This window comes from Paenibacillus sp. FSL H7-0918 (genome assembly GCF_038007025.1).
GTDB classification, from domain to species: domain Bacteria; phylum Bacillota; class Bacilli; order Paenibacillales; family Paenibacillaceae; genus Paenibacillus_AQ; species Paenibacillus_AQ odorifer.
In genome coordinates, this window is record NZ_JBBOWJ010000001.1 from 3,023,995 (window position 1) to 3,050,903 (window position 26,909).

Sequence of the window (26,909 nt, forward strand, 5' to 3'; positions counted from 1 at the left end):
CCCTCCTTCCCTAGATGCTCAATTCCAGGTATATACCATCTCTCTATATCCAACATCCCAAAGGGTTTCATTCCCCTCAATGGTTATCTTAAGCTCATTAGCCCCGGTGAGATAAAGGATCCTCATATCCGGCTCATGGAGCTGATCTTCTGCAGATACAGACAGGAGCTCATGCCCGTCAACGGTAACCTTAATGCTGCCCTGAAAATCCTTATGATCAGGAATTCCATAATTCAAGCTAAGATACAGATCTCCCTTATTGCCTAGCGAATACGTATATGTTTCCTTCTTTTTACCTTCGATGCCATACACATTATATTGGGGTGTCACGTCTTGACCGCCAATCTTAAGACTGTCCTGTTTGGTTCCCGTTAATCGATTTCCGGTACTATCTTCCCATTCGTTTATCGCTACAAAAGGGGCCAACTCTTTGGTGAACACTTGATCAACTACTCCTAAGACCCCCCACACGCTGAGCATTAAGACAGCACTGGCAATTCCCGTAGCAGTGATATTTCTCCAGTAGTTTTTTGTACGGAAGCCAATCTTGTAGGCCCCGAATCCAATAGCAGCGCCCAATGAGTTCTTTATGACGTCGTTCGTGTCAAAGCTGCCGAGGAATGTTAGTGCCTGGATGGTCTCCACCACAAGAATGGACAGGATAAACCCTGTCATGAAGCGAACAAAGCTGGTGCGGTATAACAACGGAAACAGTATGCCAAAAGGTATGAAGGCTGCAATGTTTCCAATACCCACCAAGTCCATCAGTGTCGGATGTAGAAGATCGGAAAGACCCGGCACCCTAAAAAAATCGTCCGGCAAAAAAATAAAGGTGTACTGACTGGTTAGATCTACCTTATCCGCTCTGCCGAAAGCAAAAAACATAAAATAAAGAATAATCAGGGTGTAGCCTATCGTGATAAAAAAAGTAATCTTGCGATGCTGCTTCATTTGCATGGTTGTACCTCCATCGTTCATCTGATGAATATCATTTTATCTGTCCAAAATGACTTTACAGTGACATTGGAGGTGACAGTTTAGTCACTTATGGAGTGCTGTTAAATCACATGCTTATAAAATTTGATCCGAAACTCTGTACCAGTCCCGCTGTCGCTCGTTACATCAATCACGCCGTTCTGGCTTGCAATGATGCTGTGAGCCATCGCAAGCCCTATACCGATGGTTCCTTCATTAGCATTCTTTCCTTTATAAAAACGTTTGAATATATAAGGCAAATCCTCTTTCGGAATGCCCTCTCCGTTGTCAGCAATAACGATTTCCGTAAATAGCACGTTGTCGGAAAATGTGATGGTAATCGCACCGCCCTCAGGTGTATGCTCCACTCCATTCTTCAAAATATTGATAACCGCTTCAGCAGTCCAATGGAAATCGCCGTCAAAAGAGACGTTGTCATCCCCTGTGATGGAAACGGTCTGTCCCTTAATATCCATCGGAATCATAACCGGCTCCAGTGCATTTAGGATTAGGGTTTTCATGTGTATTCGATCTTTTTTGAACGGGATAGTCCCCCATCCATTTTCGCTAGCTTTAATAAAGATGAAACAAGCCAATCGATCCGTTCAAGTTGAATGTGAATATGATGAGTGAACTCCGTTCTTTTGAGTGGAGGCAGATCAGGGGCGCTTAACAGATCTGCCATGACTGTCATAGAGGTGATCGGTGTTTTGAGTTGATGTGAAATATCGGAGATGGCATCGGTCAGTTGAAGCTTATCCTGCTGCAATAGAGAACGATGCTCGGAGAGCATGCGTGTCACCTTGTAAATATCATTCTTTAAGATGCTAAGCTCACCTTCTTGATTATCGCGAGGGTCAAGGGAGGCCTGGCCGCTGCTAATCTCCCGTAAATAGATGGACAGCTTCTCTAGCTCGTAATAGTGAACTGATCGATGTCTTCGGCGAGCACCTTTCGGGCTGAAGCGGCATTATGGCAGAGAACAGTCCAATAACCCTCTTGCTGCAGCGAATATTCCAGTCCCGACGCGATCGTCTTATCATCTTCAACTAATAATATTTTCATCTGAAGTTCATCCTTATGATTGGATTGAATTGCACCTGTCTCGGATTTACTTATAGTATTCCCCAAGATTTTAGAACATTTAATGAATTCCACGACTACACAATCTCTTTATTAAAATGTCCTCTTGTGTCTGTTTCCTGATTAAAGACAGCATTATTCATAGAGCCATTTAATTTGCCTGACGCCATATTAATGACTTTCACAACCTGCTCTTTGGATTCAACTGTGAAGTTTAATCTGAGCGCCTCGATTCCTTTGATGTTTGGTAGCTCATCCAACAGATTAAGCGTCTTCCCATTAAGGAGAGTCGTTGTACAATCATTATGGGAAATGATAGGGAACGTTCCGTGCTCATCTTTTAACTCATAGCTCTTCGTTTTGCAAATTCTGCATTGATTCATTTTTTTCATCGGACAATATTTTGTAAACATCAAAGGAACCTTGCCATATACAATCATTTCCAGTGCAGGATAGCCGTCATTTTCTTCATAATAGGCATTCCTTAAATCTTCAATTTGGCTCTTATTCAATTCATAAGATAAAGTGACTCGTTTTGCACCTAATTTATATAATTCATAGCAACTAGTAGCATTAACAACATTTAGAGAATAGTCCGTAACAAACGGATTCGTTTCTCTGTAGTGATAAATTCCGCCATATCCTCCGATTAGTAGCTGCCCTTCTTTTTCCTTATAACGATTCTGATTTCTTCTAACAACATTTTCATAATAGATTTCCTTAATTCCACAGCTCACGCAAGCATCATACTGCTCCTTAGTCGTTACAGAGGCCGTAAAGTATGGTTTTTCAGGGGCAAAGCTTATTTTTTCTTTTGCTTCCAAAGCCTTGGTTCTTTTCTGCTGGCTGTTAAGCTTTAAGTCATATAAGCCCAGTACAATATCTCTTCTTGCTGCATTTAACAGTTTAGCTGGAATAAAAGCATTGCATTCCTCAAAATCCACATGATTAAGTTCGAATATCGTATCATTTAATCTTGAAAATTGCTTGATTACCTGGTCTTTTGTTGTTGGATTATTAATGGCTTCGCCTAGTATTTCCTCGCTTTCATATGAATAATGACAGCCTAAGCCCTCCGCATCTATGACAAGCTTTGAATCTGGACGTGCATATACTCTAATATCGAGGTTAAACCGCTTAAATTCTTTTTCCAGTGATAATTCTAATTCTTTGTTATAGAAATAATCCTTCGTTTTATATACTAAATCTCCCGTAGACATCTTTTCTTTGATTTTGATATAGCAGACATCCTCTGCTTTGTTGATTAATTCGCCCTCTTTATCGTACAGTTTTGCAACCGTTAAATTAACATCTTCATTGTTGTGACTGATTCGAATGGTATCGTTCTGATTTAAAGGTCGTGTAAGTGTTATTTCATACCTATCTTTAACAATCTTGCTGATTGTTCCAATTTCATAACCAAAGTGATTAGGTCTTAAAATGTTTGTAATATTTCTCCTATCTTCGTGAAACAAATATCCTTTAGTAAATGTTCGATTGAATGTTTTTTTCAGATTTTCTTTGTCTTCTTCGGTTATTTTATGATCTAAGGCCTTGCGATATTTGGATACAACATTAGCAACATACGTAGGCACTTTCATTCGGCCTTCTATTTTTAAAGAATCGATTTCTTTTAAATCCTCGATATAGTCGATTGTGTTTAAGTCCTTGGTAGATAGAATATGGTTTTTCCCTAAAGATGTACCTGTTGTCTTATCCATGAGTTCATACTCCTTACGGCATGAACCCACACATCTTCCGCGATTTGCGCTTCGATTACCCATTAATCCTGACATTAGACAGTTTCCCGAGTAAGATACACATAAAGCACCGTGAACGAAAATTTCTAAAGGTATCTCAGCTTTTCTTTTGATCTCTTTTACTTTTTCAATCTCAACCTCACGGGACAGAACAACTCTTTTGGCACCAAGTTCTTTTAATAATAAAGTTCCGTCTAAATCGTCTATTCCCATTTGAGTTGAACAATGTGCTTCCATATCAAGAAAGTTTTTAACGATATAATCGAACGCAGTCAGATCCTGGACGATAATGCCATCCACACCGATTTTATTTAATTCGTGGATCTGCTCTTTCATCTCTTCAACTTCGTTTTCAAAAACGATGGTATTCATGGCAACATAGAGTTTAACGTCCCTCAGGTGCGCATACGTAACCGCCTCTTGTAACGATTCTAGATCAAAATTAGATGAGTATGCACGCGCACCAAATTTTTGCATTCCTAAGTATATGGCATCACAACCATTAGAAATTGCAGCTTTTAAAGCTTCCATATTTCCTGCTGGAGCTAGTAATTCAGTCATTTCTTCCTCCTTATGATCCATAAATAACGGCAATGCTAGTTTGTCCAAAGGTGTTCTTAAAAGTACATCGTTAGGACTGCATGGTATTGATGAACGGTTAAAGGTCGTTTTCACGCTTTTGTTATTGCTTTTCTTAACAGCAGGTTTCCGCTTGCCGTACTGCGTCATCTCTTCTTCTTAGTCCCCTGCTTCATCCCAGTTAAGATGGATAATACGATAATAACTACTATAAATCCGATAAATGACGACATGGCCGCTCCCGTTTAAATTAATAAGATTATTAGAAAATCAAATTTCAGACTATTACCATTAATCATAAAATAAGAACTATACTTAAGCTGCAGCAAAACGCACAAGCCAATGGCTTGTGCGCTTGTTTTAAATGACCTCATTTGCTCTGAGGGACGTATCTCATAATAATTCTTTAAGTACATTTTTGGCCACGCGTATCTTCTCATCATTAGCGTCACGAAGCATACCTACAATATCCTGAATATCGCTCTCAGCTGAGGTAACCATAAACTCTTCACTCCTCATGTATAGAGAATTATTTGGCTCCTGGAGCCAAAATTGAGCAGGAATTATGGGTGCCTATCATTGCCAAGTAGCAAACATTTAATTTTACATAAGTATGAGCGAGCATCTGGCGCATTGATTAGCAGCCTTAAAAGAGCCTCCACTAAAATCGAAGTGGAGGCTCTTTTTACATTTTTGTTATTTCAATTGTATTGGCTTTCAACCGTTATGCCGTGCAGTTCAAGTCATTTAAACTAATATTGAGTTCTGTTCTCCGCTTTACCATCATTTGTGATAAGGTTCCCCCCGATTGATCTTCACCGCGCGATACACCTGCTCCACCAGCACCAGGCGCATGAGCTGATGTGGCAGCGTCATGCGCCCGAAGCTCATGCGCTGCTGCGCGCGGCGCATGACCTCGTCGGAGAGCCCGTGGCTCCCTCCGATGACGAACACGACATGGCTCGTCCCGTAGGTGCCGAGCCGGTCAATTTCTGCGGCAAGCTCTTCCGAGCTCCACAGCTTGCCGTCGATCGCGAGCGCAATGACATGCGCCTCGCTCTTAATCTGCGCGAGAATGCGTTCGCCCTCGCGTCCCTTTACCTGCACCACCTCTGCTTCGCTTAGAGAATCCGGTGCTTTTTCATCTGCCACCTCAATGACCTGAAACTTCAGGTATGGTGTCAGCCGTTTTGCATACTCCGCGATGCCATCGATCAAGTACTTTTCCTTCAATTTTCCTACGCCAATAATTTGAATAAGCATAAGTGCCTCCTGTCATAATCCTCTATAGAAATAGCAAAAGGACGCGCACTGGGCGTCCCTTGTAGTTTTAGTAAGTACCTTCTGTTCTATCACATATTCGGTGGAAAAGAAACGACAATTAAAACGGCCTACTCTTACGCATTCTCTAAATGTCCTATTTTTCATACAATCCCTGGATCTCCTGATCCCCGTATTCCTAGATTTCCTGAATCTACGATTTCCTATATTGCCTGTCCTCAGCAGGTTCAATCCATCCCTACTTACTTTCTTCCTGCTCCTCCATCACAAAATCCGGTTTCCCCCCAGCTTCATAAGCGCTCAATATAGAGTCCAGCAAGCCTGGGAAACGTGCATTAAGATCCTCAGTCCGCAGGGACAACATGCGCTGTGTTCCTTGAACTCGTGTAAAAACAACCCCTGACTCGCGCAAAGTACGGGCATGGTGAGACATGGTGGATTTTGCGATCGGGACGTTGAAGCAGTTGCAAGCCTGTTCTCCATTTAAGTGAATATCCGATACGATATGTAAGCGAATCGGATCGCTGAGTGCATACAATACGGAGGCAAGCTGAATGTCCTTGCGGTCCGGATGAAATAGTATTTTCACGGATGATTATCCCCTTTTGTCGTACGATGAATGCGAAAAAAATATTGGTGTTCCTAATTGCATTTTATATCAACGCATGCTATATTTCAATTGTTCGTAAGTAATCGAACTATTAAACAATAATAAAAGGAGTGCTTCGCACATGACTTCTGTAAATAACCTCTCCGCGAATGCGGATCATGAAGCCTCCGTTCCGGAAGCGCCTCTTCCACGAGAAGGCCTGCTGACCCTGCTGTTCAGTGTCGCTGTGGTTCTCGTCATCATGAATACGGCTATGTTCAATCTGGCGCTGCCTGATGTGACCGAAGCCTTCGGGATTACGGCTGCGTCCGCTTCTTGGATTGTCACTGGGTATTCCATTATGTTCTCGATTGCCTCAATCACGTACAGCCGGCTTTCTGATTTTCTGCCGATTCGCCGTCTGTTGGTTATAGGCTTGTTGACGCTGGGCCTCGCGGCTGTTGCCGGCTTTTTCAGCACCAACTTTATCTTCCTGCTTATCGTTCGTATTCTCCAGGCCTCAGGCGCGGGCGCAGTAATGTCCTTGTCGCTTGTCCTATTTACCCGCTATATCCCGCAAGCCCGCCGCGGCAAAGCAATGGCGACAATTATGTCAGCCGTCTCGCTGGGTCTAGGACTTGGGCCGGTCGCGGGCGGAGCCATCGTCGAATATCTCGGTTGGATTTGGTTATTCTCTGTAACGGCAGCTATTCTGCTTCTAGTGCCGCTGTTCCTTATTCTGCTGCCCAAAGAAGTACCCACCCGTGGCTCCTTTGATGTGCTTGGCGGGCTGTTCTTGGGCGTCGGCACGACCGGGCTGCTGCTGTTCCTGACCAGCGGGCTGTGGATTGCCTTGATCGCCGGAATTGTCGCCATTGCTTTATTTGTTGGCCGTATCCGCAGCACACCTGATCCATTCGTGATGCCGGAGCTTTTCCGTAACCGCTCATATCTCGTGTTGGCTCTGATCGGAGTTGCCTCCTACCTGTGCAGTTTTGCCACGTTATTCCTGCTGCCACAGATTCTGACTCACCGTTTCGGCTTCAGCGCAAGCCATGCCGGGCTTGTGATCTTTCCGGGTTCGCTGCTCGCCATCTTTGTCTCCCGCTCCGTGGGGCGAATCATTGACCGTTATGGCAATGCGGGGATTTTACGTTTTGCACCATTGCTCGTATTGACCGCTACCATCCTATTCGCTTTCTTTGCTGGGCGGTCATGGATTGCCGTCATGTTCATCTATATGATTATGAGTCTGGCCTTCACGACACTGTCCAGTAGTGTATCCAATGAAATCTCTCGGATTCTGCCTTCTTCGCAAATCGGCTCTGGGATGGGCCTGTTCCAGCTGCTGCAATTCTTTAGCGGCGCCTTCAGCGTGGCTATGGCCGCAAGCGCTCTGGAATGGCAGCGCGGACTGCCGCTTTCTGCAGCCTACTCCAATATCTACTGGGGACTCTCTATTGCAGCATTGATCGCCATCATCTCAGCTATTCTCTATCGCCGAGGCAACCGAAGTAGCTCGCTGACCGACATAGTAGATGCAGCAGATGCATAAGACCTAATCGGCTAACACATATATTATTTCATGCAAAAAAACACCCTGCGGCCCATTTCCGGAACTGCAAGGTGTTTTTAATAAATTTTAACAGTCCTTTAGACCACTAAATATTCCGCATTCTTCTCACATTCCGCACATTTGGCCGGCGGGTCCCAGTCCGAGAACTCGGTCTCCTTCAAGTCCACAATATCAGGTGCATCCTCATACTCGTCCACAAATTTGTCGATGGCTAACTCTACATGTTCTTTACATACTACATACATTCAACCAAGCATCCCTTTCTGTGCCGCTGCGGCCTAATACTCCTTCTATTGTTCTACCATACTTCCCACGAAAATGGAACTCCTATCTATCCATTCCAGCAATCTGTTCATCCATTGTCTATATTCTTGCCCTACCGAAAAAAAAGATTCCTCCCACCCCAAACGGGCAAAAGGAATCTCTTCACTTATATCTCTCTAATTTCTATAAATGTTATCTGCAAACTCTCCATCCTACCCTAGAAACTCCACTGGACGATCCAGCTCATACAATCTGCGGTAACGTGGTTCTTTTTCCATCAGCTCTGCATGGGTTCCACGCATTTCTACCGAGCCATTTTCCATAAAAATCACTTCATCCATCTGCTCCGCACCAACCAAATGATGCGTTACCCAGATCAGAGATTTACCGTCCATAGCTTCAAACATCGTCTGCAAAAGATCACGCTCCGTGCTTGGGTCCAACCCTACGGTCGGTTCGTCAAGAATGACGACAGGTGTATTTTGCAGCAAAATACGAGCTAACGCTATCCGCTGGCGCTCTCCACCGGAGAAACGTTGCCCCGCTTCACGGACAAAGGTATTGTATCCATCTGGTAACGAGGAGATCAGCGTATCCATTTTGGCTAATGCTCCAGCTTCTTTAATCGCTTGTTCGGAAGCCTTCGGATCACCCATGCGAATATTGTTCGCTACCGTAGTATCAAATAAGTGTGGGCTTTGATTTAGCACCGCTATAATAGACGGAATGTTATCGCCATAGGCAGCAGCCGCGATTCCATTAATCATAGCCGAACCTGCAGAAGGTTGGATAACCCCTTGAATAGCCTTTAACAACGTCGATTTCCCTGCCCCGCTACGGCCGATGATGGCAATTTTTTTGCCTTGTGGGATGTCGAGGCTGAGATCACGAACCGACCAATTATCCTCTGATCCATAGCGGTAACCTATATTTTCGAGCTTGATATGAGCACTTTTTATGACCTGAGGTAGAACATCGACTACAGATGCCTGTTCGGAAACTATATTCTGCTCTTCTCCGACCACTCCAGACAACCGCTCCAGCGAGTTACGGTACTGCGGGATTTTCTCCACTGCTTCGGATACTGGCAAAAAAGCATCTGCTACAGGAAAAACAACCAAGACAAACGCCGCAATCAAAGTACCTGCAATAGCACCATCCGCATACTCTCCGGCGGCCCAATATAACATCGAAAGTACACCAACCCCAACGACTGCTTGCCCGATAAACGCACGTAGACGCGCCCAGCTGCGCAGCGCTGCATCAGTTTTGGCCACTTTTTTCTCATCTGCTTCGTAGGTCTCCACGAACTGGCTTTGCCGTCCACTAATGACCCAATCGCCCATACCGAGAACGGCGTCCGTCAGCTTTTGATAGAGGCGATTACGCTCTACCTTCACTTCACGTTGACGTTTCTGGGTGAACAACAAAGATATAAGCGGCAATACCACGACCAACACCAAAATATACAAAGCCATTAATAACGCAAAACCGATATCAAAGGTGCCCAACGCAATCACTGCAACCCCGTAGATCAATAAAGCAATAACACTTGGAAATACGGTTCTCAGATATACATTTTGCAAATATTCGATGTCATCAGCTAACATCCCGAGAATATCCCCAGTACGGAAACGCGACGATAGGAACAAGGCCTGTGGCTCCAAAATATTGTACAGGCGCACACGCATTTTAGAAAGAATCCGTAAAATGGTGTCATGCCCAATCAGCCGTTCCACGTAGTGAATGACTGCCCGGCTTGTTCCGAACGTACGTACACCGACAATCGGCACGTAGATCATCAGGATATTTTCGACTGGTGTAGACGCTTTTGAGATCAGAAATCCTGAAGTATACATCAATGAAGAGGCAGTAAAAATCGTCAACGCCCCAAGCACAATAATTAGCACAAAACGCCAAAAATACGACGATACATAGGGAGCAAACCATCCTTCACGTTTCAATGGATTCCCTCCAATTGCGACCCAATCAACTCATAATACGCACCCTTGCGGGCAAGTAACTCCTGATGGGTACCGATTTCTGCCACTTGGCCTTGCTTCATTACTACAATAATGTCCATATCGAGCATCCAGTGCAGGCGATGGGTAGCCAGAAAGACCAGCTTTCCTTCAAAAAGGGGCACCATCGTCTCCTTCAGCTCATATTCCGTTTCAATATCCAGATGCGCCGTTGGCTCGTCTAGAAGCATAATCGGACGGCTGCTAAGCAGTGCCCGGGCTAATGCCACCCGTTGCTCCTGGCCACCGCTGAACGAACGGCCGCCGCCACCAATCATCTCATCTAAGCCATGCGGAAGAGTATCCACCAAACCCGATAAACCCGTAGCTTTCACTGCCGCGGCAACAGCCTCCATAGAAGCCTCAGGGTAATAAAAACGTATATTATCAGCTAACGTACCGCTAAAAATATACGGACGCTGCGGGATATACGAGGTCTGTTTTCGCCAAGCCTCATCCGTTAATGCACTAACCGTAGTACCGTTAACCGTGATACTTCCTGAAGTAGGGTGTAAGAAGCCCCCTAATATATCCACTAAAGTAGATTTACCGGCCCCGCTCTCTCCGATAATCCCAATTTTGCTAGCTCCTTTAAATTGCAGGTTCAGCGCTTCCAGCGAAGAAAGCCCTGCTTCCTCATACTTCACGCTAACGTCATTTAATGTGAGCACGCTATTCTCATGCCAAGTGAATATTTGTTCCGATGTTTTTGCTGCAGAACCGACAGATAGATCACCGTTAGGGACGATTACTTCAGCCTTCACCTCATCTTGATCTATAATGCTCTTCATTGCTTCAGCGGCTTCTTTCCCATCCAAAGTAGCATGGAAATCTGAACCTACCAATCTGACAGGCAGGAAATATTCCGGAGCCAAGATTAGAATCGTTAAGCCCGTAACCAATGTCATTTGTTCATTTACAAGCCGCAAACCAAGACTTACCGCTACAGAAGCTACTGACAGCATAGTGAAGAAATCCAGGGCGAACGATGACAAAAAGGCCACTCGCAGCGTACGCATGGTCGCCGAGCGATAACGATCGCTGACAGTAGCAATGCTGTCGCTATGACTACGACTGCGTCCTAGAAATTTTAATGTTTCTAGCCCACGTAATGAGTCTACAAAATGATTAGATAATGTGCGATACGATTTCAATTGCCGATCCATTTGCTTACGGGCCGTCATCCCAATCAAAATCATAAAAACAATAATAATCGGCATAGTTACCGTAAGAATAATCCCGCTCGTAGTGTCCATCGTAAAGACGTAAATAAGCACCAAGATCGGTGTAACAGACATCCCTACCATTCTAGGAATGATCGCTTCCAGATACGTGCGGAATTTAGTTACCCCTTCCAGCACCAGTGTAACAAGATCCCCGGTTCCACGCCCGCCCACCATTCTAGGGCCAAGCTGGAAGAGCTTGTCCATCATTTCCCTCCGCATAGTGCTGCCCGTTGCTTCCGCGAAGCGGTAAGAGACACGGCTCATCAGCATAGCACAAGCATGGCGCACAAGAAATGCAAGAAGGAACAATAGCGCAGTGCCCCATTGTTCCTTCAGAGGTTCTCCCGCAAATAGCGCAGAGATGACTTCTGCCAGCGATTTAGCCAGCAGAAGTATGGACAAGCTTTGCACCAGGGTAAGGAAGCCTACAATCAGAAAGACTGGCTTAACTCCTTTATACCCAAGCAAGTTTTTATCCATTAGTATTCAAGATGCTCCTTCTCGTGAACCCGTTTATGAAAGACAAAGTAACTCCAAATTTGATATCCCAATACGAACGGAAGGATAGTCAGTGCCACAATCGTCATTACCTTCAAAGAGTAATGGCCCGAAGCTGCATTAGTGATCGTCAAATTAAAAGCTTGATCAATTGAACTAATCATAACACGCGGGAACAATCCTACAAAGATAGAAGTTACCGAAAGCGCCATTACCGCTCCTGTCATTCCAAAAGCGTAGCCATCCTTCTTCTTCGTCATGAAGTAACCGGACAGTACAAAGGCGATAACTCCCAGGGCTACAATAATCATAAGAATCGTTCCACGTTGCTCGAAAATATCCGTCATATTATAAGTCATAATCACAAAAGCAGTAAATAAAACTGCGAGCGGGATTAGCAATTTTTGAGCCAACTTGCGAGCGCGAGCCTGTAGATCCCCCACTGTACGCAGTGTTGTGAACATGAGACCATGCACCAGGCACAGAAGGACAACAGTAAGCCCTGCTACTACAGTGTACACATTCACGATATCTGTGAACCCTGCATACATTTGCATCTCCCCATCAATAGGCAATCCTTTGATAAAGCTTGCAAATACTACTGCCAAGAGGAATGGTGGAAGGAAGCTGCCGATAAAGATACAAGCATCCCAAGTTCTTTTCCAAGCCAATGAATCACGTTTACCTCTGAATTCAAAAGCGACACCACGCGCTATCAAAGCTAATAAGGCAAATACAAAAGGAATATAGAATCCACTAAACAGCGTTGCATACCACTCAGGGAAAGCCGCAAACATTGCACCCGCAGCTGTGATAAGCCATACCTCATTCCCATCCCAGAAGGGTCCGATCGAGTTAATCAGAACACGGCGCTCTGTATCATTTTTAGCGAGAATTTGTGTTTCCATCCCTACGCCGAAATCGAAACCCTCCAGGAAGAAGAACCCTATAAACAGAACTGCAATCAGCACAAACCACAATTCATTAAGAGATATCATGGGAACCCTCCTCGTTATATGGATCATTCGAATCGCCGTGATCGTTATCCATTGCATAAGGACCTTTTTTAATCACTTTAATAAACAATCCGACCAACACTAATCCTAGAATTAAATAAATCGTTGTAAAAGAAATCACGGAGAACAGAACTTGACCACTTGTAATATTAGGCGACACACTGTCTTCCGTTGTCATCAGTCCGAATACCGTCCATGGCTGACGCCCGAATTCGGTCATAACCCAACCGGCTGTATTCGCAATCGGAGGAAGCAACAAGCCCCATAACATAAACCGCATAAACCAAGTGTTCGGACGGTCCATTTTTTTGCGCCACATTAAGTACATAGCGTACATTCCCAATACAATCATTAACGTTCCTGCTAGAACCATGATCCGGAAACTCCAGAATGTCGTACGTACAGGTGGAATATAGTCACCGGGGCCATAGGTTTGCTCATACTCCGCTTGCAGCTCAAGCATACCTTTAACTTCACCGGAAAATTTACTATATGAAAGGAAACTCAGCATATAAGGAATTTGAAATTCTCCACTACTGATTTGATTCTTTGGATCAATGTTTGCCCATACGGTCCAAGGTGCCGGGTCACCACTCTTACCCCACAGTCCTTCGGAAGCTGCCATTTTCATTGGTTGAGTTTCAACCAAATATTGCGCTTGGGCGTGACCAGCAACAGCTACACCAATAGAAGAAATAATCCCTACGATGGCTGCAATCTGAAAAGACTTCTTAAAGAAAGAAACCTCTTGTTTCTTCAATATTTTATAAGCACTAATACCAGTTACAAGAAAAGCACCTGTTGCATAAGCAGCCAGTACTGTATGTGGGAATTCAACCAGCAATTGTCCGTTCGTAATAAGCGCGAAGAAATCATTCATTTCTGCACGTCCATTATTTATCTCAAAACCCACAGGATGCTGCATAAAAGAGTTAGCCGCTAGAATCCAGAATGCAGATAACATCGTACCGAATGCTACCAGCCAGATGGACAGTAAATGTACTCGCTTGGACACCTTATCCCAGCCGAATATCCATATCCCAATAAAAGTAGACTCGAGGAAAAAGGCTGCCAATGCCTCAACTGCAAGTGGAGCCCCGAATACATCACCCACAAAACGTGAATAATCGGACCAGTTCATCCCGAACTGAAATTCCTGCAAGATTCCTGTAACTACCCCTACTGCAAAATTGATGAGGAATAGCTTTCCCCAGAACTGCGCCATTTTTTTGTACTCTTCATTACCTTTTCTAACGTACATTGTCTCCATGATTGCAATCAAGAGCGCTAGTCCGATTGATACCGGTACAAAGAAATAGTGGAATATTGTCGTCGACGCAAATTGTATACGCGACAGCATTACTGTATCCATATTTGTCCCTTCCTTCTCCCCTTTTCGTTAATTATATTCTGTCAAAAATTTAAACTTCTTTTTGTGATAAATGTCACATAAAGATAGTCATTTAACGGTGAAATTCAAATGATTTGTGACAAAGATCACAATTTGGCATAAAGAAAGCAAAAAAAATAAGACGGTTTACCCGTCTTGAGTGGTTCGTCGTTCTATTAAATGCTTGACTCATTTAGGTATTGGTTAGATGGAAATACCCTTCTTCAGCGATTTGAGATCGCCATTCGAATTAAGCAATTGGGGTAGCATCTTCGTGCTGCGAACCATTGGAGAGTCACATAGACGGCAAGAAGGCGCATGTTCAAATGCGAAATTATCCCTCATCCATCCGTTGCATCCCTCATTGGTACATGCCCAAATTGCGGTATTTTCTTCCGGTATTTCTTCCAAAGGTTTCTTCCGGTAGTTCATTGCCGTTCCTCCCATCCTGTAAGTCAATAGTGAGTAACTAGATATAAAAAGACCGTCCCAACTTTCACAAGCTGGGACGGTTTCTTCTATTATTACAGTTTTACAACGTTTTCGGCTTGTGGTCCACGGTTGCCTTGAACAACGTTGAATTCAACGCGTTGGCCTTCGTCCAAAGTTTTGAAGCCGTCGCCAGTGATTGCGCTGAAGTGAACGAATACGTCGCTTCCGCCTTCAACTTCGATAAATCCGAATCCTTTTTCTGCGTTGAACCATTTAACTGTACCTGTTTGCATGTGTGTTACCTCCACAAATTTAAATTAATATGTTCTTTTTATCTTCAAACAAAGAAAAAATTCACACATTGAAAAAGGTTGTATTACCAAATATGACAGCCCTTTTCAATGCGAGAATTAGGGACTAAATGTATGATTGATATCATATTACCACACCTGATTAGCAAAGGCAAGCAAGCATCCGAATATATCCGGTTTTGCCCTAATAAGTATTACCTTCCAATGTAAGGGTTGCCACTTAGTGTTTATTCCCTAAATAGATCCTTTTTCTGGCATAATTATCATGGTTTTAGAAAAATAGCTTTTCCAAAAACGTTACTTTTATCCGCTTTTTCAAGAAGGTACCCCCCTCGGAATCGAAGGGGTAGTCCGCTCTACTTGTCGTAACTGCTATATCATTATATACCGACTTCCAGCATATTATTCCTGTGGTTTTTCAAGAAGTTTAACTGTTGCCTGTTTGGCCTCGCCGTTTCGATAGTAAGTAATTTTCAGATCATCACCGATCTTCGTATGATTATATAAGTACTTGCGAAGAGAAAGGGTAGATATGATTGATTGATCATTAAATTTGGTAATGACATCATTGAATTGCAGTCCAGCTTCCTTCGCAGGGCCAACGGCTTCTAGAACAACTACTCCATCCTTAACACTGTTCGGCAGGTTCAATTCATTGCGTTGATCTTCTGCTAGTGGAACGTACGGATTGTTCAAATCAACTGAATATACACCCAAGTACGAACGGGCAATATGTCCTTTTTCAGCCAGCTCATTAGCGATATCTATCACATGATTCGCAGGAATTGCAAAACCCAGACCCTCTACACCCGTATCTGAAATCTTCATTGTGTTAATTCCAATGACCTTGCCATCCAGATCCACTAATGCGCCGCCACTGTTTCCTTCATTAATCGCCGCATCGGTCTGTATCACTTCTTGTTCCCAGTCATATACTCCATCCTGATTAAGGGATACGGGAACCATCCGTTCAGTATAGCTAACAATCCCCGAGGTCAATGTATCACCAAGTCCTAGCGGATTACCGATAGCAATGACCGTTTCACCTAGACGAAGCTTAGAGGAATCACCGAGCTGCGCGATGGTATCGATTCCTTTGGCATCAATAGAGAGTACCGCAATGTCGCTTACTTTATCCGTTCCAACGAGTGTTGCCTTACGAGTCTCTCCGTTCACTGTAACTACTTCGAGATTACCGGAGTCTTCGATGACATGATTATTGGTAATGATAAATGCTTTATTCCCTGTCTTTTTATAGATCACTCCTGAGCCTAGTGCAGACTCATCCAGAATGTTTAATTCTTCATTATCTTCTTTATGATTGATAATACTTACTACTGCAGGGCGAACCGTGGCAGCAGCTTGAATAATCCGGTCAAATGGATCACTACTGCTTGGGGCAACATTTCCAGTTGCTACAACCGGCTTCTGAGCAGTCTCATGACTCATCTGGCCTGTAAACATACTGAATAACAAAACTGCCACCACAGCGCTGACTAAGGAGCAAACGGCGGATATTTGCCAAGTAGATAAACCCTTACGCGATCTGCGTACAGAATGTCTACGATTAGCAAACGATCCCTTTGATGCTTCATCCCCTCTGGACCGCGAAACTTTAGTTGAATAGAAATCATCATCAAACAATCCCACCGAAAATCTCCCCCTTCTATTGCCAAGCGTTCACTGTTGGTAAGACCTGAACCTATAGCAACCACGTCCGAACCAAACCTCTGTAACCATTAGACTCCAAATATCACTAAAAAGTTTCACTTTATCCATTAACCCCACAAGAGTTTCGGTCAATCGTTAGATTATGATAATCTTTTAATATATCTTCTCTATTAGGAATATTTTGCAACTTAAAAGACTACAATAAAATAGAAGTGTCCCTAAAATTTTAGCATTGCTCATCACGCTTTTAATTGTATCACAGGCAACCTGCAATTCGGGATTTTCCTCAGCTAAAACACCTGCGAATTTTTTACAGTTTTCAGTTCTAATTACACTATATATTCACACTATTAAAGGAGGATTAATTATGAGTTCTTTTTCAACAAGTATGGATTTAGTCGAGTTTATCGGTAAGCTTGGTGACTTAAAGGATGAACACTACCACATGACCCTTGCCTTTAGCGCAATGATCGAATTGATGATTGAAAAAGGTCTAATCTCCCGCCAAGAATTAGATCGCAAGACCGCTGAACTTGATCAGCTTATGACTGGCTCAGCTTATCCCATGGCGTAGGTTGATCATAATACGTATCACACAGTCTGAACTCACTATCTTTGAAAAAACAGCCCCGATCCTCCATTGCGCCGCGTACTGACATTTTTGCCAAATCCATCATATTGTGATCCCGGCTTAGATGCGCCAAATAGGTCCGTTTGGTCCGCCCTGTAAGAATTTCGCTAAGCGCAGCTCCAGCTGCCTCATTGGAAAGGTGACCCATGTCGCCTAGGATGCGCCGTTTCGTATTCCACGGATAACGTCCCATTCTCAGCAATTCGATATCATGATTCGCCTCCAGCACCAATACATCTGCATCTGAAATTGCATCTCTTACCTTATCACTAACATAGCCCAGGTCTGTAGCTACACATAACTTCTCTTTTCCATCATAAAAATTGTAACCCACTGGCTCCGCTGCATCATGAGAAATCGCAAAGGATTCTACTCGCATACTGCCGAAATCCTTGTGCTGGCCAGACTCCATGATCATACGGTTATACTCCGGTATTTTACCAATTCCCTTCTCGATAGCTCCCCAGGTATTGGTGTTCGCATAAATCGGAAGATCGTATTTACGGGCCATGGCCCCGAGTCCCTTGATATGATCGGAATGTTCGTGTGTAACTAGAATCCCGTCTATATCATTACCCGTTAGTTCACGCATGGCCAACAGCTCATCGATCCGCTTGGCACTAAAACCTGCGTCAATCATAAGTGTTGTCTCCCCGTTTCGTACCACCGTTACATTGCCGGTAGAACCACTGGACAGTACTGTAAATGAAATCCCCATTTTCCTTACTCCTTCTACTCTGTTGTCTTAGGACTGATGATGTCCGCACTAATAGCATCCACATAATAGGCATTGCCGTTCTCCAGCATAAACCGCCACATCGGCGAAGCTACCTGACTTTCCGAGTTGAACAGCTCACCGTAATATCCCAGCTCAATCTCCTTCACTACGGAATCTGCCGGGAAATACTTCTCTATCAAACTACTAAGTGCTTGCGATGCTGGAAGCACCTTCTGTTCTTTATCGCTGCTGCTTGTCCCTATTTCAATCTTCGGCCAGCGGTAAGCTACGATTTTTTGATCACTGTTAATCAACTCTAGCCTAACACGGAACAACGACCACTGATTTTGAACCAGCGGATGAAGAACGAACTTCCCAACCTCACTTTCCTGTGAATCAAAGCGATAATTGGAAATGTCAGGAATCTTATCCTCAAGCGCCTTGCTAAGCTCTGAGAAGGAAGAATAGATCAGCTTGCTGTCTATAGGTACATCTAATTTAATTGGTGGTTCAGTCTGTTCTTCAGCAGAATAACGATAAGTAATGTTAGGAAGCTGCGGGGTAGAAGCCGGAATGGGACACAATACACGAATCCCTTTCTGCTCCATTACGGCTTGGGTCTCAGCAGACAGGGAAGTAAAATCAAGATTAGCACTAACCTGATCGCGTAAATCGACCCACAGCTGGTAACATAGCAGCAGATTCAGACCTAAAAAGGCGCAAATCAGTACATTTTTAGCTCTTCCCCAATCCATACCCGAACCTCCTAAATGTTATATGAACCACTTGCCCATTAATTCAAAGTAAGCACGCTGCCATCACTAAGTGTAACTTTCCAGACAGGTATCAGCTCCAGATGATCTTCCTTCACCTCAGGCACATAGGCAGGCGTTAAATCCTTCACTGCCGAAGTTTTACTGACCAGAGACAACCTATACTCCAGATCCGCACCTCCAGATAGCTCCACTACCTTTTTTACGGCCTTACTTTCATCTATATAGATTAGAGAACGTTCATAAGAGGATACTGTTCCCTGCTGCAGTTCCAGATTTATTACACCATACTGTAATGATGAATGGCTCATTATCGGATAGGAGCCGTACGGATAGGAGCCATAATATTGTTGAAAAGAGACCTTTCTCTCCTGTCTGCCTTCCTCTGTAGCCTCCAAACGGTAAGTCCCATTCCATCCGCCATGCTGGTTCACAAATTCTACAGCTTCCAAAGCATCCTTGGCAGGGGTACTTTCTCCAGCTGGAAGCGCCGCAGGGTCGCTATAGCTCATCCAGTTCTTACCCTGGTCCACCTGAAGGCTCCGTTTGCTGTCCGTATAAATCTCCGAGCCGTTTTTCTCCCGGATATATCTAGTGCTTCCAACATCGAAGAAAAGATTACTCTGCATTTGCTCTATGGTGTACATCCCGGAAGGCATGTCTACCTGAACCAGAGAAATCTTACTGTCTGGCACATAATAATCCCCGCTTACGGTCTTGTAAGGCGTCCAATTCTTACCGAAATCGACATGCTGCTGCACATCCTGAACCGTTAAATCCGCTTTTGCCGCTTCGTATATGATGTCGCCTCTCGTACTGAAGAAAATAGCATGGGCCTTGGAATCGTTCTTAATGTTATAGATCCAAATGCGATCGATGCTTTCTCCTTCAAAAAGGGAATCTGGCGATAACTGCATCACCCGCTGCAATAACGTTACCGGAATGCCCGCTCCGAACGAAAGCTCAATCCCAGGATTCTCATTGCGGATCTTATCCCAATCATAATCCTGTACCGAGTGCCGTTGGAAGCTTTCGAAGCCACGACCTTTTAAGCGATTCATGATCAAGCTATAGAACGTAGAGTCCGGATAAAAAAGCGTATGCTTGCCTTCCCCCATATGGATGATCATTTTGTCAGGGTATAACAGGTTCTCTACCTTCTCTTCCGGACCCATATTATCTGTCTTCACATACAGGTTCTCAGAAAGCACCGCAGAATCAGCACCAGGCAAGCGGTAGATCAAATAATAGCTTTCAACCAGGCTTCCGAGCACGAGCAAGGCTAGAATGCATGATTTGATTCGTTCCTTCACGCCTCACTCCCCCTTTGCTCGTTCAAAGGCAGGGTAAAGGTTACCTTTGAACCTTCATTTAGCTCGGATTGCAGGGAAATGGAGCCTCCATGTGCCTTCACAATTTCCCGGGCAATGGAAAGGCCAAGTCCAGTGCCTCCCATGTTCCGCGAACGTGCCTTATCCACGCGATAAAATCGTTCGAAGATCCGCTCGATATCTTTTTTCGGAATCCCTATCCCCGAATCACGTACAGAAATGGAGAGCATTCCATCCTCATTCTTCAACGCTTCCAATTCAATTGTACCGCCTTCTGGCGTATATTTCAGCGCATTGGAGACCAAATTCCCCAAGACCTGGTCGATTTGATCACGATCAAGCCACGCCGTAGTAACATCTTTGCGGACCCTTGTACTGATATCGATACGCTTTTGCCGAATTTGAAAAGAAAAACGATCCGCCACATCCTCCAGCATCTCGGTAATATCCGTCTGCTGAATTCGAAGAAGAGCTTCCTTGGAATCCAGACGGGAAAGATGCAGCAAATCCGTAACCAAACGAATCATCCGTTCCGTTTCGTTGCGAATCACCCCAACAAACCGAACCGCCAGCTGCGGATCTTCAAGTGCTCCATCATCCAGTGCTTCAACATAGCTTTTAATAGTGGTAAGTGGTGTTCTTAGCTCATGCGAAACGTTCGCCACGAACTCCCGGCGTGATTCCTCCAGATTCTCCTGTTCGGTGACATCCTGCAACACAGCAATTGTGCCGGCAATGCCCCCCTCACGACGATGAATGGGAGTAAACGTCACTCTTACGATATTAGAATCTTCTCCACCCATATGGGTCAGATGAAGCATTGCAGATTGGGCATTGCCTTTAGCCAGGGATCCGCTTTGTTCGTAATCTAAGCCCAACAGTTTATCTAGAGGAGCGCCTTCCGGCAACGGACCTTCATTTCCGAGCATCAACGCTGCCCGCCGATTCATCAGAATCACTACTCCGTTCTCATCTGTAGCCACAACACCATCACTCATGTTCGTCAGAATAGAGGTAAGCTTCTCCTTCTCCTCTTCATTCTGCGAGAGTGCTTCCCGCAATCTACCGGTCATATAATTGAACGCCTGACTGAGTTGTCCAATTTCATCATTGCCCAATACGGGCATTTTACGATTGAATCGGCCTTCAGCGACCGCCGTAGCATGCCTCGTCATTTCCTTAATAGGCTGCGTGATAGTGTGCGCCAGAATGACGCATAAAACAACCGTTAACGCTAGAGCTAACAGCAAACCTGAGATAAATACACTATTGATCCGGCCCATCGTGGCGTACAGATCCTTCATGTCAGCAGCAATATAGATTGCGCCCACTACCTTGTCCCCCGAGAGCACAGGCTTAGCCACAACCTTTTTCCGCACATTATCATCCGCAATAATATATTCCTCGTTATCACTGATGCCCTGCAAGGCCCGATTCACAACTGTCTGGGTGTTACGCTGCCCGACATAGTCATTCTGCGAGGGAACAGAAGTGGTGATGATTTTGCCGCTGGCATCCAGTACCTGAATTTCAGCCCCGTTAATGTACAGATTATTGACCATCCCGCGCAGACTTTCCACAGCCGTTTCCTCATCAGCCGTTCCAGCCTCACTACCAAATTTATCAGCAGTCAGGATGGACAACATCTCAGCACGTGCTTTAAGGTCCTTGGTGAAATTATCTGTTAACGAGTTCTTCATCGAGCTCACAAAATAAACCCCGATCAACTGCATAGCTATCAGAATCAGCAATACGTAAATAATAATAAGTTTTGCCTGAATTGTCCGGATAAAGGACCGCCACTTCATCACAGTCCTCCATTTTTAGGGCTATGCATCAAATAGCCAAGTCCACGCCGAGTATAAATATATTCGGGCTTGCTGGGGTTCTCCTCAATTTTCTCTCTTAGACGACGGATCGTCACGTCAACGGTCCGCACATCACCGAAATACTCAAATCCCCACACTGCCTGCAGCAAATGCTCCCGAGTCATCACCTTACCGGCATGTTTGATCATATAGTAGAGCAGCTCATATTCACGATGGGTCAAGTCAAGTGGCTCCCCGCCCTTATAGACCATATACATATCTGTATCTATAAACAGATCAAAATGATAAATGCCCTGCTTATTCTCTGCTGGTTCACTCGCCATCCCCTGTGGTGACGGTTTATGCTGTCTCCGCATCTGGGCTTTAACTCGGGCCAGCAATTCACGTGTACTAAAAGGTTTGGTCACATAGTCATCAGCACCAAGCTCCAGGCCAAGTACCTTATCAATCTCTCCGTCCTTGGCTGTAAGCATAATGATAGGAATGTCCAAGTGCGCAGAACGCACCTCGCGGCAGACGTCCATGCCATCTTTGCCGGGCAGCATAAGATCAAGCAGCATAAGATCGGGCCTTTTGGACAATGCCAGCTCCACTGCGCTGTTACCATCAAAAGCACAAATAACCTCGTAGCCTTCTTTTTCTAAATTAAATTTCAATATATCAGCAATAGGCTGTTCATCATCTACTACCAGAATCGTTCCCATCTGCATGTCCCAGCTTCACCTTCCTATCCTTACTTAATGATCATTCCTTTATTTTAACATACCTGTCTAACCGTCACATCCTACGAAATAAGCAATCCCCCTGCCCAGCAAAAAGAAACGGCTTTGCCGTCACTCGTAGATTAAAAAAAATAAAAACCGCCCGATTAAAATCGAGCAGTTAAAGGATTAAGTATGAATTATTGCAAGTACTTCATTGGATTTACAGCAGTGCCATTCTTCCGAATCTCAAAATGCAGATGTGTACCCGTCGAACGTCCGGTGCTGCCCATTACGCCAATCTTGCCACCCTGCTCCAAGCGTTGGCCTGTAGAAACCGAGATGCTTTTTAAATGACCATAATAGGTCTGGTATCCGTTGCGATGATCCACAATAACTACATTCCCGTATCCATTCTGCACCCCTGCAAAGATTACGGTCCCGGCATCAGAAGCTTTTATATTTCGATTGCTAGATACCATATCAATACCCTTATGGGCACGGCTCCAACGCTCACCGAAGCTACTTGTCAGGGTTGCCCCGCTTACCGGCCAACTGAACATGCCTGTTCCTTCACCAACAACCTTCGTTCCCCGATAAACAACTTCTGGCAGCGAGGTTTTTATAACGGTCTGGCCTAACCATTCTTCTTGAACAACCATGCCATTTTCCTTTGTTACCCGATACTCCATTTCTTTAAGTCCAGTTTGTCCTGGACGAACCACTTTGCTTTTGCCTGCCGCTAGCTGATCGCTCGAACGCACAACCACTTCCGGCTCAGTCACTATCTGCTCAGTCACTTTTTCCACAGTTACTACTGTAACATCTGGTTGGGGTACCTTCAGCTTCAGTGTATCTCCAATCTTCAACGTCAGCTCTTTCACGTTAGGGTTGTTACTATAAATCTCTTTTTGGGTGATTTCAAACCGTTTGGCAATCCCCGAAATCGTATCACCCTCTTGAACGGTATAAAGAAGAGGCGCCTCTTTACCTTCAGTAAGTGTCTGGACCGCTGCCTCCACATCCAACACTTTATTAGGATCTGCTTTGATAGGAACGATAGAAATATCTTCACTAATCTCTACCGACTCTACTTGCTCTGGAGCCTTCGATTTTGCAGCAGATGAGCTGGAAGCAGCTGTTCTCGTTAGCTTACTAGCCGTCGTTGCTACTTCTGCTTGTGGGACATAATGATTTTTTACCCCTTCGAGCACAGCATTAGCAGTTTCCTGATCCTTAACTATGCCAACGGCCTTGCCATCTACCATCAATTGCACGCCTACCGCATAAGCTTTCAGCATTCCATCTAGTTTAGTAAGTGTCGCCTCACTATCAACTTCTGGCTTGTATGCCTTCTGCTCTTCTATTGTTATGCCCTCTGTTTGCAGCACCATGGTTGAATTCGGATATTTCTCCTGATATTCTCGTTGTTTCTTATCGTATAGCTGGTTAAGCTGCGTCTGATCGGTAAGTCTTCCGACTTCTTCGCCCTTCACCAACACTTGATAATAGGTAACCGTGTTAGCGGCTACATACTTTTTCTCTGCTCCAACCAAAACCGTAGCTAGAAGCACAAGGCCGACAGATCCCAAAATCCAAGCACGCCGAAATCTGCGAGTACCTTTCTCTTGTTGAAAGTGTTTGGAGTCGTGATCGAAATTGTGGCTCTGTTGAACATTCGCCTCGGATTCTGCTGGATGTCCATCCTGCAGCTTGCTCATCCGACGCATGAACTTAAATCCCTTCATGAAACTCTCCCTTTCAGTCCGCTTTTACTTCCGACAAAAGCGGCCAAGCTAATTGTACGACCTCGATTATATAGATTACGTCCATGTAAATTTCTGCGTATACTAGTGCTTAATTCCTGCTTCTAATGAACCTATAAAAAGGTTGTTAAGGAGGTTACAAAAATTTAACCTCTTGAGGTCCTTGTTTACTGTACCATAGCTTAGAGAAAAATTTCAACTTTAGACATGACAAAAAACCCGCCAAATACGCGGGTTTTTTGCGCAAATATGAAATTTTAACCTTTTTCTTGTGTCTATAAAGTGACAATTATAAAAGCTATTGCGTAGATTCTGTAGTTGGTGTAAGCATTTTCATTATGCTCTCATATTCGTCTGCATCAACATATTTTGCAATTACCTGTTGCAGCTCTTTAACCTCATCTTCTGTTAATCCATCCTCCATCGCTGTTGAAATTTTTGCCATCTCATCCTGGGGTAGTTTGGACATCAAAATATTGAATATATTTACCTTCTCTTCCGATGGAAGATTATCTTTGAAGTCACTGAGTGCCTCAGGTGTCATTACTAATTGTTGGTCACCAACACTTCCACTTCCGTTATCAGTTGAACTTTCGGTTGTAACTTGCCCCATAACTGGTAAGGCATCAGTCGGAGTATTATCATCTACGGGCTCGCCCTTGCCTTTAGCTGGCGAATCCGTGCTTTTGTCGGTCTCCTTGCTAACTGTACTCCCTGTGGTTACTTCTTTATTGGCTGTATCCGAGTCAGATTTGTTATCCATGCCAATGATGCTCCGAATCATTCCTCCAAATCCCGGACCGGGAGTATTCACTTTAATATCGAAGCTAGCCAGTACCGACTGAATATAAGCATTTACAACCACGCCCGTTGTTAGAATTGAAAGAGTGCTGGCAAGTACCACAATCAGACATACGCTAAGTGCTCGCTTCACGATCTTCATCTTCATTTCTCCTCTCACCTATGTTCAAGTCTATCTGGTAGATCATGTACATGTTCTTCTATACATCCAGTATTGACTAGAACCGGCCTTGGGAAACGTCTAGGTATAAATCTAGGCCCCAAAAGAGAGAGAGATAGTCCTCAGAACAAAAAAAAGAGCCTCTAACGAGGCTCCTTAGTATAACTAGGTTTTAGATATAAATTGGCAATACTTGATTCGTCTGCTCACGGTTACGACCCACTGAGAAGATAGCAATCGGAATACCTGTAAGCTCAGATACACGTTCAACATATCTGCGTGTATTTGCTGGAAGATCATCCAACGTTTTTGCAGAAGTAATATCTTCGCTCCAGCCTGGAAGTTCCTCATATACCGCTTCACATTCTGCCAGCATTTTGAGGCTAGCAGGGTAATGAGTAATTACCTCACCACGGTATTTGTAGCCTGTGCAGATCTTCACAGTCTCAAGTCCGCTAAGTACATCCAGCGAGTTAAGAGATAGCCCTGTGATTCCACTTACACGACGAGCGTGACTCACAACTACACTGTCGAACCAGCCTACACGGCGTGCACGTCCGGTAACTGTGCCATATTCATGACCTGTTTCACGGATATAATCACCTGTTGCATCATTCAGCTCTGTAGGGAACGGGCCATCTCCAACACGAGTGGTATAGGCTTTTGCAACCCCAATAACCTGTTTGATTTTGGACGGTCCCACACCAGAACCTATGCACACCCCACCGGCAGATGGGTTGGATGAAGTAACAAACGGATACGTGCCTTGATCGATATCAAGCATTACTCCTTGCGCACCTTCAAACAACACTTTGCGATCCGCATCAATGGCATCATTAAGAATAACAGAGGTGTCTGTTACATAATTACGCAGCACTTCTGCATATTCCAGGTATTGAGTCAGAATCTCTTCTACGTTAAGAGCTTCGGCACCATAGACCTGCGTAATCACTTGGTTCTTCTCTTGCATCAAGGGGCGGAGTCTCAGTTCGAATTCCTCAGCGTCCATCAAGTCAGCAATACGGATACCGTTGCGTGCTGCCTTATCCATATAACAAGGACCGATACCTTTACGTGTAGTACCAATCTTGTTCGGACCCTTACGGTCTTCTTCGAGAGCATCCAGGACCATATGGTATGGCATAATGACATGAGCACGATCACTGATCACTAAGTTCTTAGTATCAAAACCGTTCTCATGAATATAATTAATTTCTTGGATCAAGGCAGCCGGATTAATAACCATTCCGTTACCAATTACACAAGTTTTCTCTTTATAAAATACACCCGAAGGGATCAAGCTGAGCTTAAACTTCTCACCGTCAATCAGAATCGTGTGACCGGCATTATTGCCCCCTTGATAACGGGCGACCACATCTGCACTTTCCGCTAGAAAGTCAGTGATTTTCCCTTTACCTTCGTCTCCCCATTGTGTTCCCACGACGACTACCGTTGACATGTTCATTCCTCCGTAGGTGCTACTTAGCACCATTATTTTTCATAATATGGACCCTATACGTCATTCTT

22 protein-coding genes and 2 pseudogenes are annotated in these 26,909 nt (G+C 44.4%); 2 read left to right on the forward strand and 22 right to left on the reverse strand.

What is annotated here, in order from left to right; translation table 11 throughout:
* Positions 1-18: 18 nt before the first annotated feature.
* The 6 genes and pseudogenes from MHI15_RS13620 to MHI15_RS13645 all read right to left on the reverse strand — a co-directional run bounded on the left by MHI15_RS13620 (position 19) and on the right by MHI15_RS13645 (position 6,267).
* Entirely contained in the window at positions 19-957 is a 939-nt protein-coding gene (locus tag MHI15_RS13620; protein WP_341164493.1) for a VanZ family protein, read from the reverse strand.
* Positions 958-1,058: 101 nt separating this feature from the next.
* Positions 1,059-1,897: pseudogene (locus MHI15_RS13625) on the reverse strand (sensor histidine kinase); the annotation flags it as partial.
* Positions 1,894-2,040 (reverse strand): annotated as a pseudogene (locus MHI15_RS13630) (DNA-binding response regulator); the annotation flags it as partial. The pseudogenes MHI15_RS13625 and MHI15_RS13630, both read right to left, overlap by 4 nt.
* 95 nt (positions 2,041-2,135) lie before the next feature.
* Positions 2,136-4,547 carry a U32 family peptidase gene (locus MHI15_RS13635; RefSeq protein WP_341164494.1) on the reverse strand — a complete coding sequence of 804 codons (2,412 nt, stop codon included), beginning with the start codon at positions 4,545-4,547 and terminating at the stop codon, positions 2,136-2,138.
* 633 nt (positions 4,548-5,180) lie between these two features.
* Positions 5,181-5,660, reverse strand: a complete 480-nt coding sequence (gene rlmH, locus MHI15_RS13640) for a 23S rRNA (pseudouridine(1915)-N(3))-methyltransferase RlmH (RefSeq protein WP_036677839.1) — start codon at positions 5,658-5,660, stop codon at positions 5,181-5,183.
* Positions 5,661-5,916: 256 nt separating this feature from the next.
* Complete coding sequence (locus tag MHI15_RS13645; protein ID WP_076124295.1) at positions 5,917-6,267, reverse strand: ArsR/SmtB family transcription factor; 351 nt, start codon at positions 6,265-6,267, stop codon at positions 5,917-5,919.
* A gap of 142 nt (positions 6,268-6,409) precedes the next feature.
* On the opposite strand from MHI15_RS13645, the gene MHI15_RS13650 reads away from it, so the two are divergent.
* Complete coding sequence (locus tag MHI15_RS13650; RefSeq protein WP_038573941.1) at positions 6,410-7,822, forward strand: MFS transporter; 1,413 nt, start codon at positions 6,410-6,412, stop codon at positions 7,820-7,822.
* A 98-nt stretch (positions 7,823-7,920) separates the two neighbouring features.
* Here the strand turns inward: MHI15_RS13650 and MHI15_RS13655 are convergent, their stop codons facing one another.
* The 8 genes from MHI15_RS13655 to MHI15_RS13690 form a co-directional block, all read right to left on the reverse strand.
* A complete protein-coding gene (locus MHI15_RS13655; protein WP_063829780.1) occupies positions 7,921-8,088 on the reverse strand; it encodes a CxxH/CxxC protein in 168 nt (55 codons plus the stop codon).
* Between the two features lie 231 nt (positions 8,089-8,319).
* Positions 8,320-10,071, reverse strand: coding sequence for a thiol reductant ABC exporter subunit CydC (gene cydC, locus MHI15_RS13660; protein WP_076305870.1), 1,752 nt, complete (start codon positions 10,069-10,071; stop codon positions 8,320-8,322).
* Positions 10,068-11,834 (reverse strand): thiol reductant ABC exporter subunit CydD, encoded by a 1,767-nt coding sequence (cydD, locus tag MHI15_RS13665; protein WP_076282217.1) that lies wholly within the window; start codon positions 11,832-11,834, stop codon positions 10,068-10,070. Before cydD ends, cydC begins: the two co-directional genes overlap by 4 nt.
* Entirely contained in the window at positions 11,834-12,850 is a 1,017-nt protein-coding gene (cydB, locus tag MHI15_RS13670; RefSeq protein ID WP_076278208.1) for a cytochrome d ubiquinol oxidase subunit II, read from the reverse strand. The genes cydD and cydB overlap by 1 nt, the downstream gene beginning before the upstream one ends.
* Positions 12,837-14,240, reverse strand: a complete 1,404-nt coding sequence (locus MHI15_RS13675; protein ID WP_076181720.1) for a cytochrome ubiquinol oxidase subunit I — start codon at positions 14,238-14,240, stop codon at positions 12,837-12,839. Before MHI15_RS13675 ends, cydB begins: the two co-directional genes overlap by 14 nt.
* A 222-nt stretch (positions 14,241-14,462) precedes the next feature.
* Positions 14,463-14,690: a cold-shock protein gene (locus MHI15_RS13680; protein WP_036677829.1), complete on the reverse strand. Its 228-nt coding sequence runs from the start codon at positions 14,688-14,690 to the stop codon at positions 14,463-14,465.
* A 92-nt stretch (positions 14,691-14,782) separates the two neighbouring features.
* Positions 14,783-14,983: a cold-shock protein gene (locus tag MHI15_RS13685; protein WP_019914582.1), complete on the reverse strand. Its 201-nt coding sequence runs from the start codon at positions 14,981-14,983 to the stop codon at positions 14,783-14,785.
* A 420-nt stretch (positions 14,984-15,403) separates the two neighbouring features.
* Complete coding sequence (locus MHI15_RS13690) at positions 15,404-16,651, reverse strand: S1C family serine protease (protein ID WP_076124305.1); 1,248 nt, start codon at positions 16,649-16,651, stop codon at positions 15,404-15,406.
* Between the two features lie 388 nt (positions 16,652-17,039).
* Here MHI15_RS13690 and MHI15_RS13695 point away from each other — a divergent pair, with 388 nt between their 5' ends.
* Positions 17,040-17,246 carry a hypothetical protein gene (locus MHI15_RS13695; RefSeq protein WP_036677826.1) on the forward strand — a complete coding sequence of 69 codons (207 nt, stop codon included), beginning with the start codon at positions 17,040-17,042 and terminating at the stop codon, positions 17,244-17,246.
* On the opposite strand, the gene MHI15_RS13700 is transcribed toward MHI15_RS13695, so the two are convergent.
* The 8 genes from MHI15_RS13700 to MHI15_RS13735 form a co-directional block, all read right to left on the reverse strand.
* On the reverse strand, positions 17,215-18,021 hold the full coding sequence (locus MHI15_RS13700) for an MBL fold metallo-hydrolase (RefSeq protein ID WP_036677825.1): 807 nt from the start codon (positions 18,019-18,021) through the stop codon (positions 17,215-17,217). The two genes, MHI15_RS13695 and MHI15_RS13700, sit on opposite strands and share 32 nt — an antisense overlap.
* 14 nt (positions 18,022-18,035) lie before the next feature.
* The gene (gene yycI / locus MHI15_RS13705) at positions 18,036-18,776 is read right to left on the reverse strand and encodes a two-component system regulatory protein YycI (protein ID WP_036677823.1); all 741 of its coding nucleotides are present in this window, start codon (positions 18,774-18,776) and stop codon (positions 18,036-18,038) included.
* Positions 18,777-18,814: 38 nt separating this feature from the next.
* The gene (locus MHI15_RS13710) at positions 18,815-20,107 is read right to left on the reverse strand and encodes a YycH family regulatory protein (protein ID WP_076124306.1); all 1,293 of its coding nucleotides are present in this window, start codon (positions 20,105-20,107) and stop codon (positions 18,815-18,817) included.
* Positions 20,104-21,933: a cell wall metabolism sensor histidine kinase WalK gene (gene walK / locus MHI15_RS13715; RefSeq protein ID WP_036677817.1), complete on the reverse strand. Its 1,830-nt coding sequence runs from the start codon at positions 21,931-21,933 to the stop codon at positions 20,104-20,106. Before walK ends, MHI15_RS13710 begins: the two co-directional genes overlap by 4 nt.
* Positions 21,933-22,664, reverse strand: a complete 732-nt coding sequence (yycF, locus tag MHI15_RS13720; protein WP_076124308.1) for a response regulator YycF — start codon at positions 22,662-22,664, stop codon at positions 21,933-21,935. The genes walK and yycF overlap by 1 nt, the downstream gene beginning before the upstream one ends.
* 191 nt (positions 22,665-22,855) lie before the next feature.
* A complete protein-coding gene (locus MHI15_RS13725) occupies positions 22,856-24,403 on the reverse strand; it encodes a M23 family metallopeptidase (RefSeq protein WP_076303499.1) in 1,548 nt (515 codons plus the stop codon).
* Between the two features lie 316 nt (positions 24,404-24,719).
* Positions 24,720-25,364 carry a hypothetical protein gene (locus MHI15_RS13730; RefSeq protein ID WP_339189048.1) on the reverse strand — a complete coding sequence of 215 codons (645 nt, stop codon included), beginning with the start codon at positions 25,362-25,364 and terminating at the stop codon, positions 24,720-24,722.
* A gap of 190 nt (positions 25,365-25,554) precedes the next feature.
* Positions 25,555-26,841 carry an adenylosuccinate synthase gene (locus MHI15_RS13735; protein WP_076105178.1) on the reverse strand — a complete coding sequence of 429 codons (1,287 nt, stop codon included), beginning with the start codon at positions 26,839-26,841 and terminating at the stop codon, positions 25,555-25,557.
* Between the last annotated feature and the right edge of the window lie 68 nt (positions 26,842-26,909).

Coding starts and splice junctions, on each gene's coding strand:
- MHI15_RS13685 (WP_019914582.1), bottom strand. CDS start 14,983: ATGCAAACAGGTACAGTTAAATGGTTCAACGCAGAAAAAGGATTCGGA.
- MHI15_RS13675 (WP_076181720.1), bottom strand. CDS start 14,240: ATGGATACAGTAATGCTGTCGCGTATACAATTTGCGTCGACGACAATA.
- MHI15_RS13680 (WP_036677829.1), bottom strand. CDS start 14,690: ATGAACTACCGGAAGAAACCTTTGGAAGAAATACCGGAAGAAAATACC.
- MHI15_RS13620 (WP_341164493.1), bottom strand. CDS start 957: ATGCAAATGAAGCAGCATCGCAAGATTACTTTTTTTATCACGATAGGC.
- MHI15_RS13655 (WP_063829780.1), bottom strand. CDS start 8,088: ATGTATGTAGTATGTAAAGAACATGTAGAGTTAGCCATCGACAAATTT.
- MHI15_RS13725 (WP_076303499.1), bottom strand. CDS start 24,403: ATGAAGGGATTTAAGTTCATGCGTCGGATGAGCAAGCTGCAGGATGGA.
- MHI15_RS13700 (WP_036677825.1), bottom strand. CDS start 18,021: ATGGGGATTTCATTTACAGTACTGTCCAGTGGTTCTACCGGCAATGTA.
- MHI15_RS13635 (WP_341164494.1), bottom strand. CDS start 4,547: ATGACGCAGTACGGCAAGCGGAAACCTGCTGTTAAGAAAAGCAATAAC.
- walK (WP_036677817.1), bottom strand. CDS start 21,933: ATGAAGTGGCGGTCCTTTATCCGGACAATTCAGGCAAAACTTATTATT.
- MHI15_RS13695 (WP_036677826.1), top strand. CDS start 17,040: ATGAGTTCTTTTTCAACAAGTATGGATTTAGTCGAGTTTATCGGTAAG.
- yycI (WP_036677823.1), bottom strand. CDS start 18,776: ATGGATTGGGGAAGAGCTAAAAATGTACTGATTTGCGCCTTTTTAGGT.
- yycF (WP_076124308.1), bottom strand. CDS start 22,664: ATGCAGATGGGAACGATTCTGGTAGTAGATGATGAACAGCCTATTGCT.
- MHI15_RS13730 (WP_339189048.1), bottom strand. CDS start 25,364: ATGAAGATCGTGAAGCGAGCACTTAGCGTATGTCTGATTGTGGTACTT.
- cydB (WP_076278208.1), bottom strand. CDS start 12,850: ATGATATCTCTTAATGAATTGTGGTTTGTGCTGATTGCAGTTCTGTTT.
- MHI15_RS13735 (WP_076105178.1), bottom strand. CDS start 26,841: ATGTCAACGGTAGTCGTCGTGGGAACACAATGGGGAGACGAAGGTAAA.
- MHI15_RS13650 (WP_038573941.1), top strand. CDS start 6,410: ATGACTTCTGTAAATAACCTCTCCGCGAATGCGGATCATGAAGCCTCC.
- rlmH (WP_036677839.1), bottom strand. CDS start 5,660: ATGCTTATTCAAATTATTGGCGTAGGAAAATTGAAGGAAAAGTACTTG.
- cydD (WP_076282217.1), bottom strand. CDS start 11,834: ATGGATAAAAACTTGCTTGGGTATAAAGGAGTTAAGCCAGTCTTTCTG.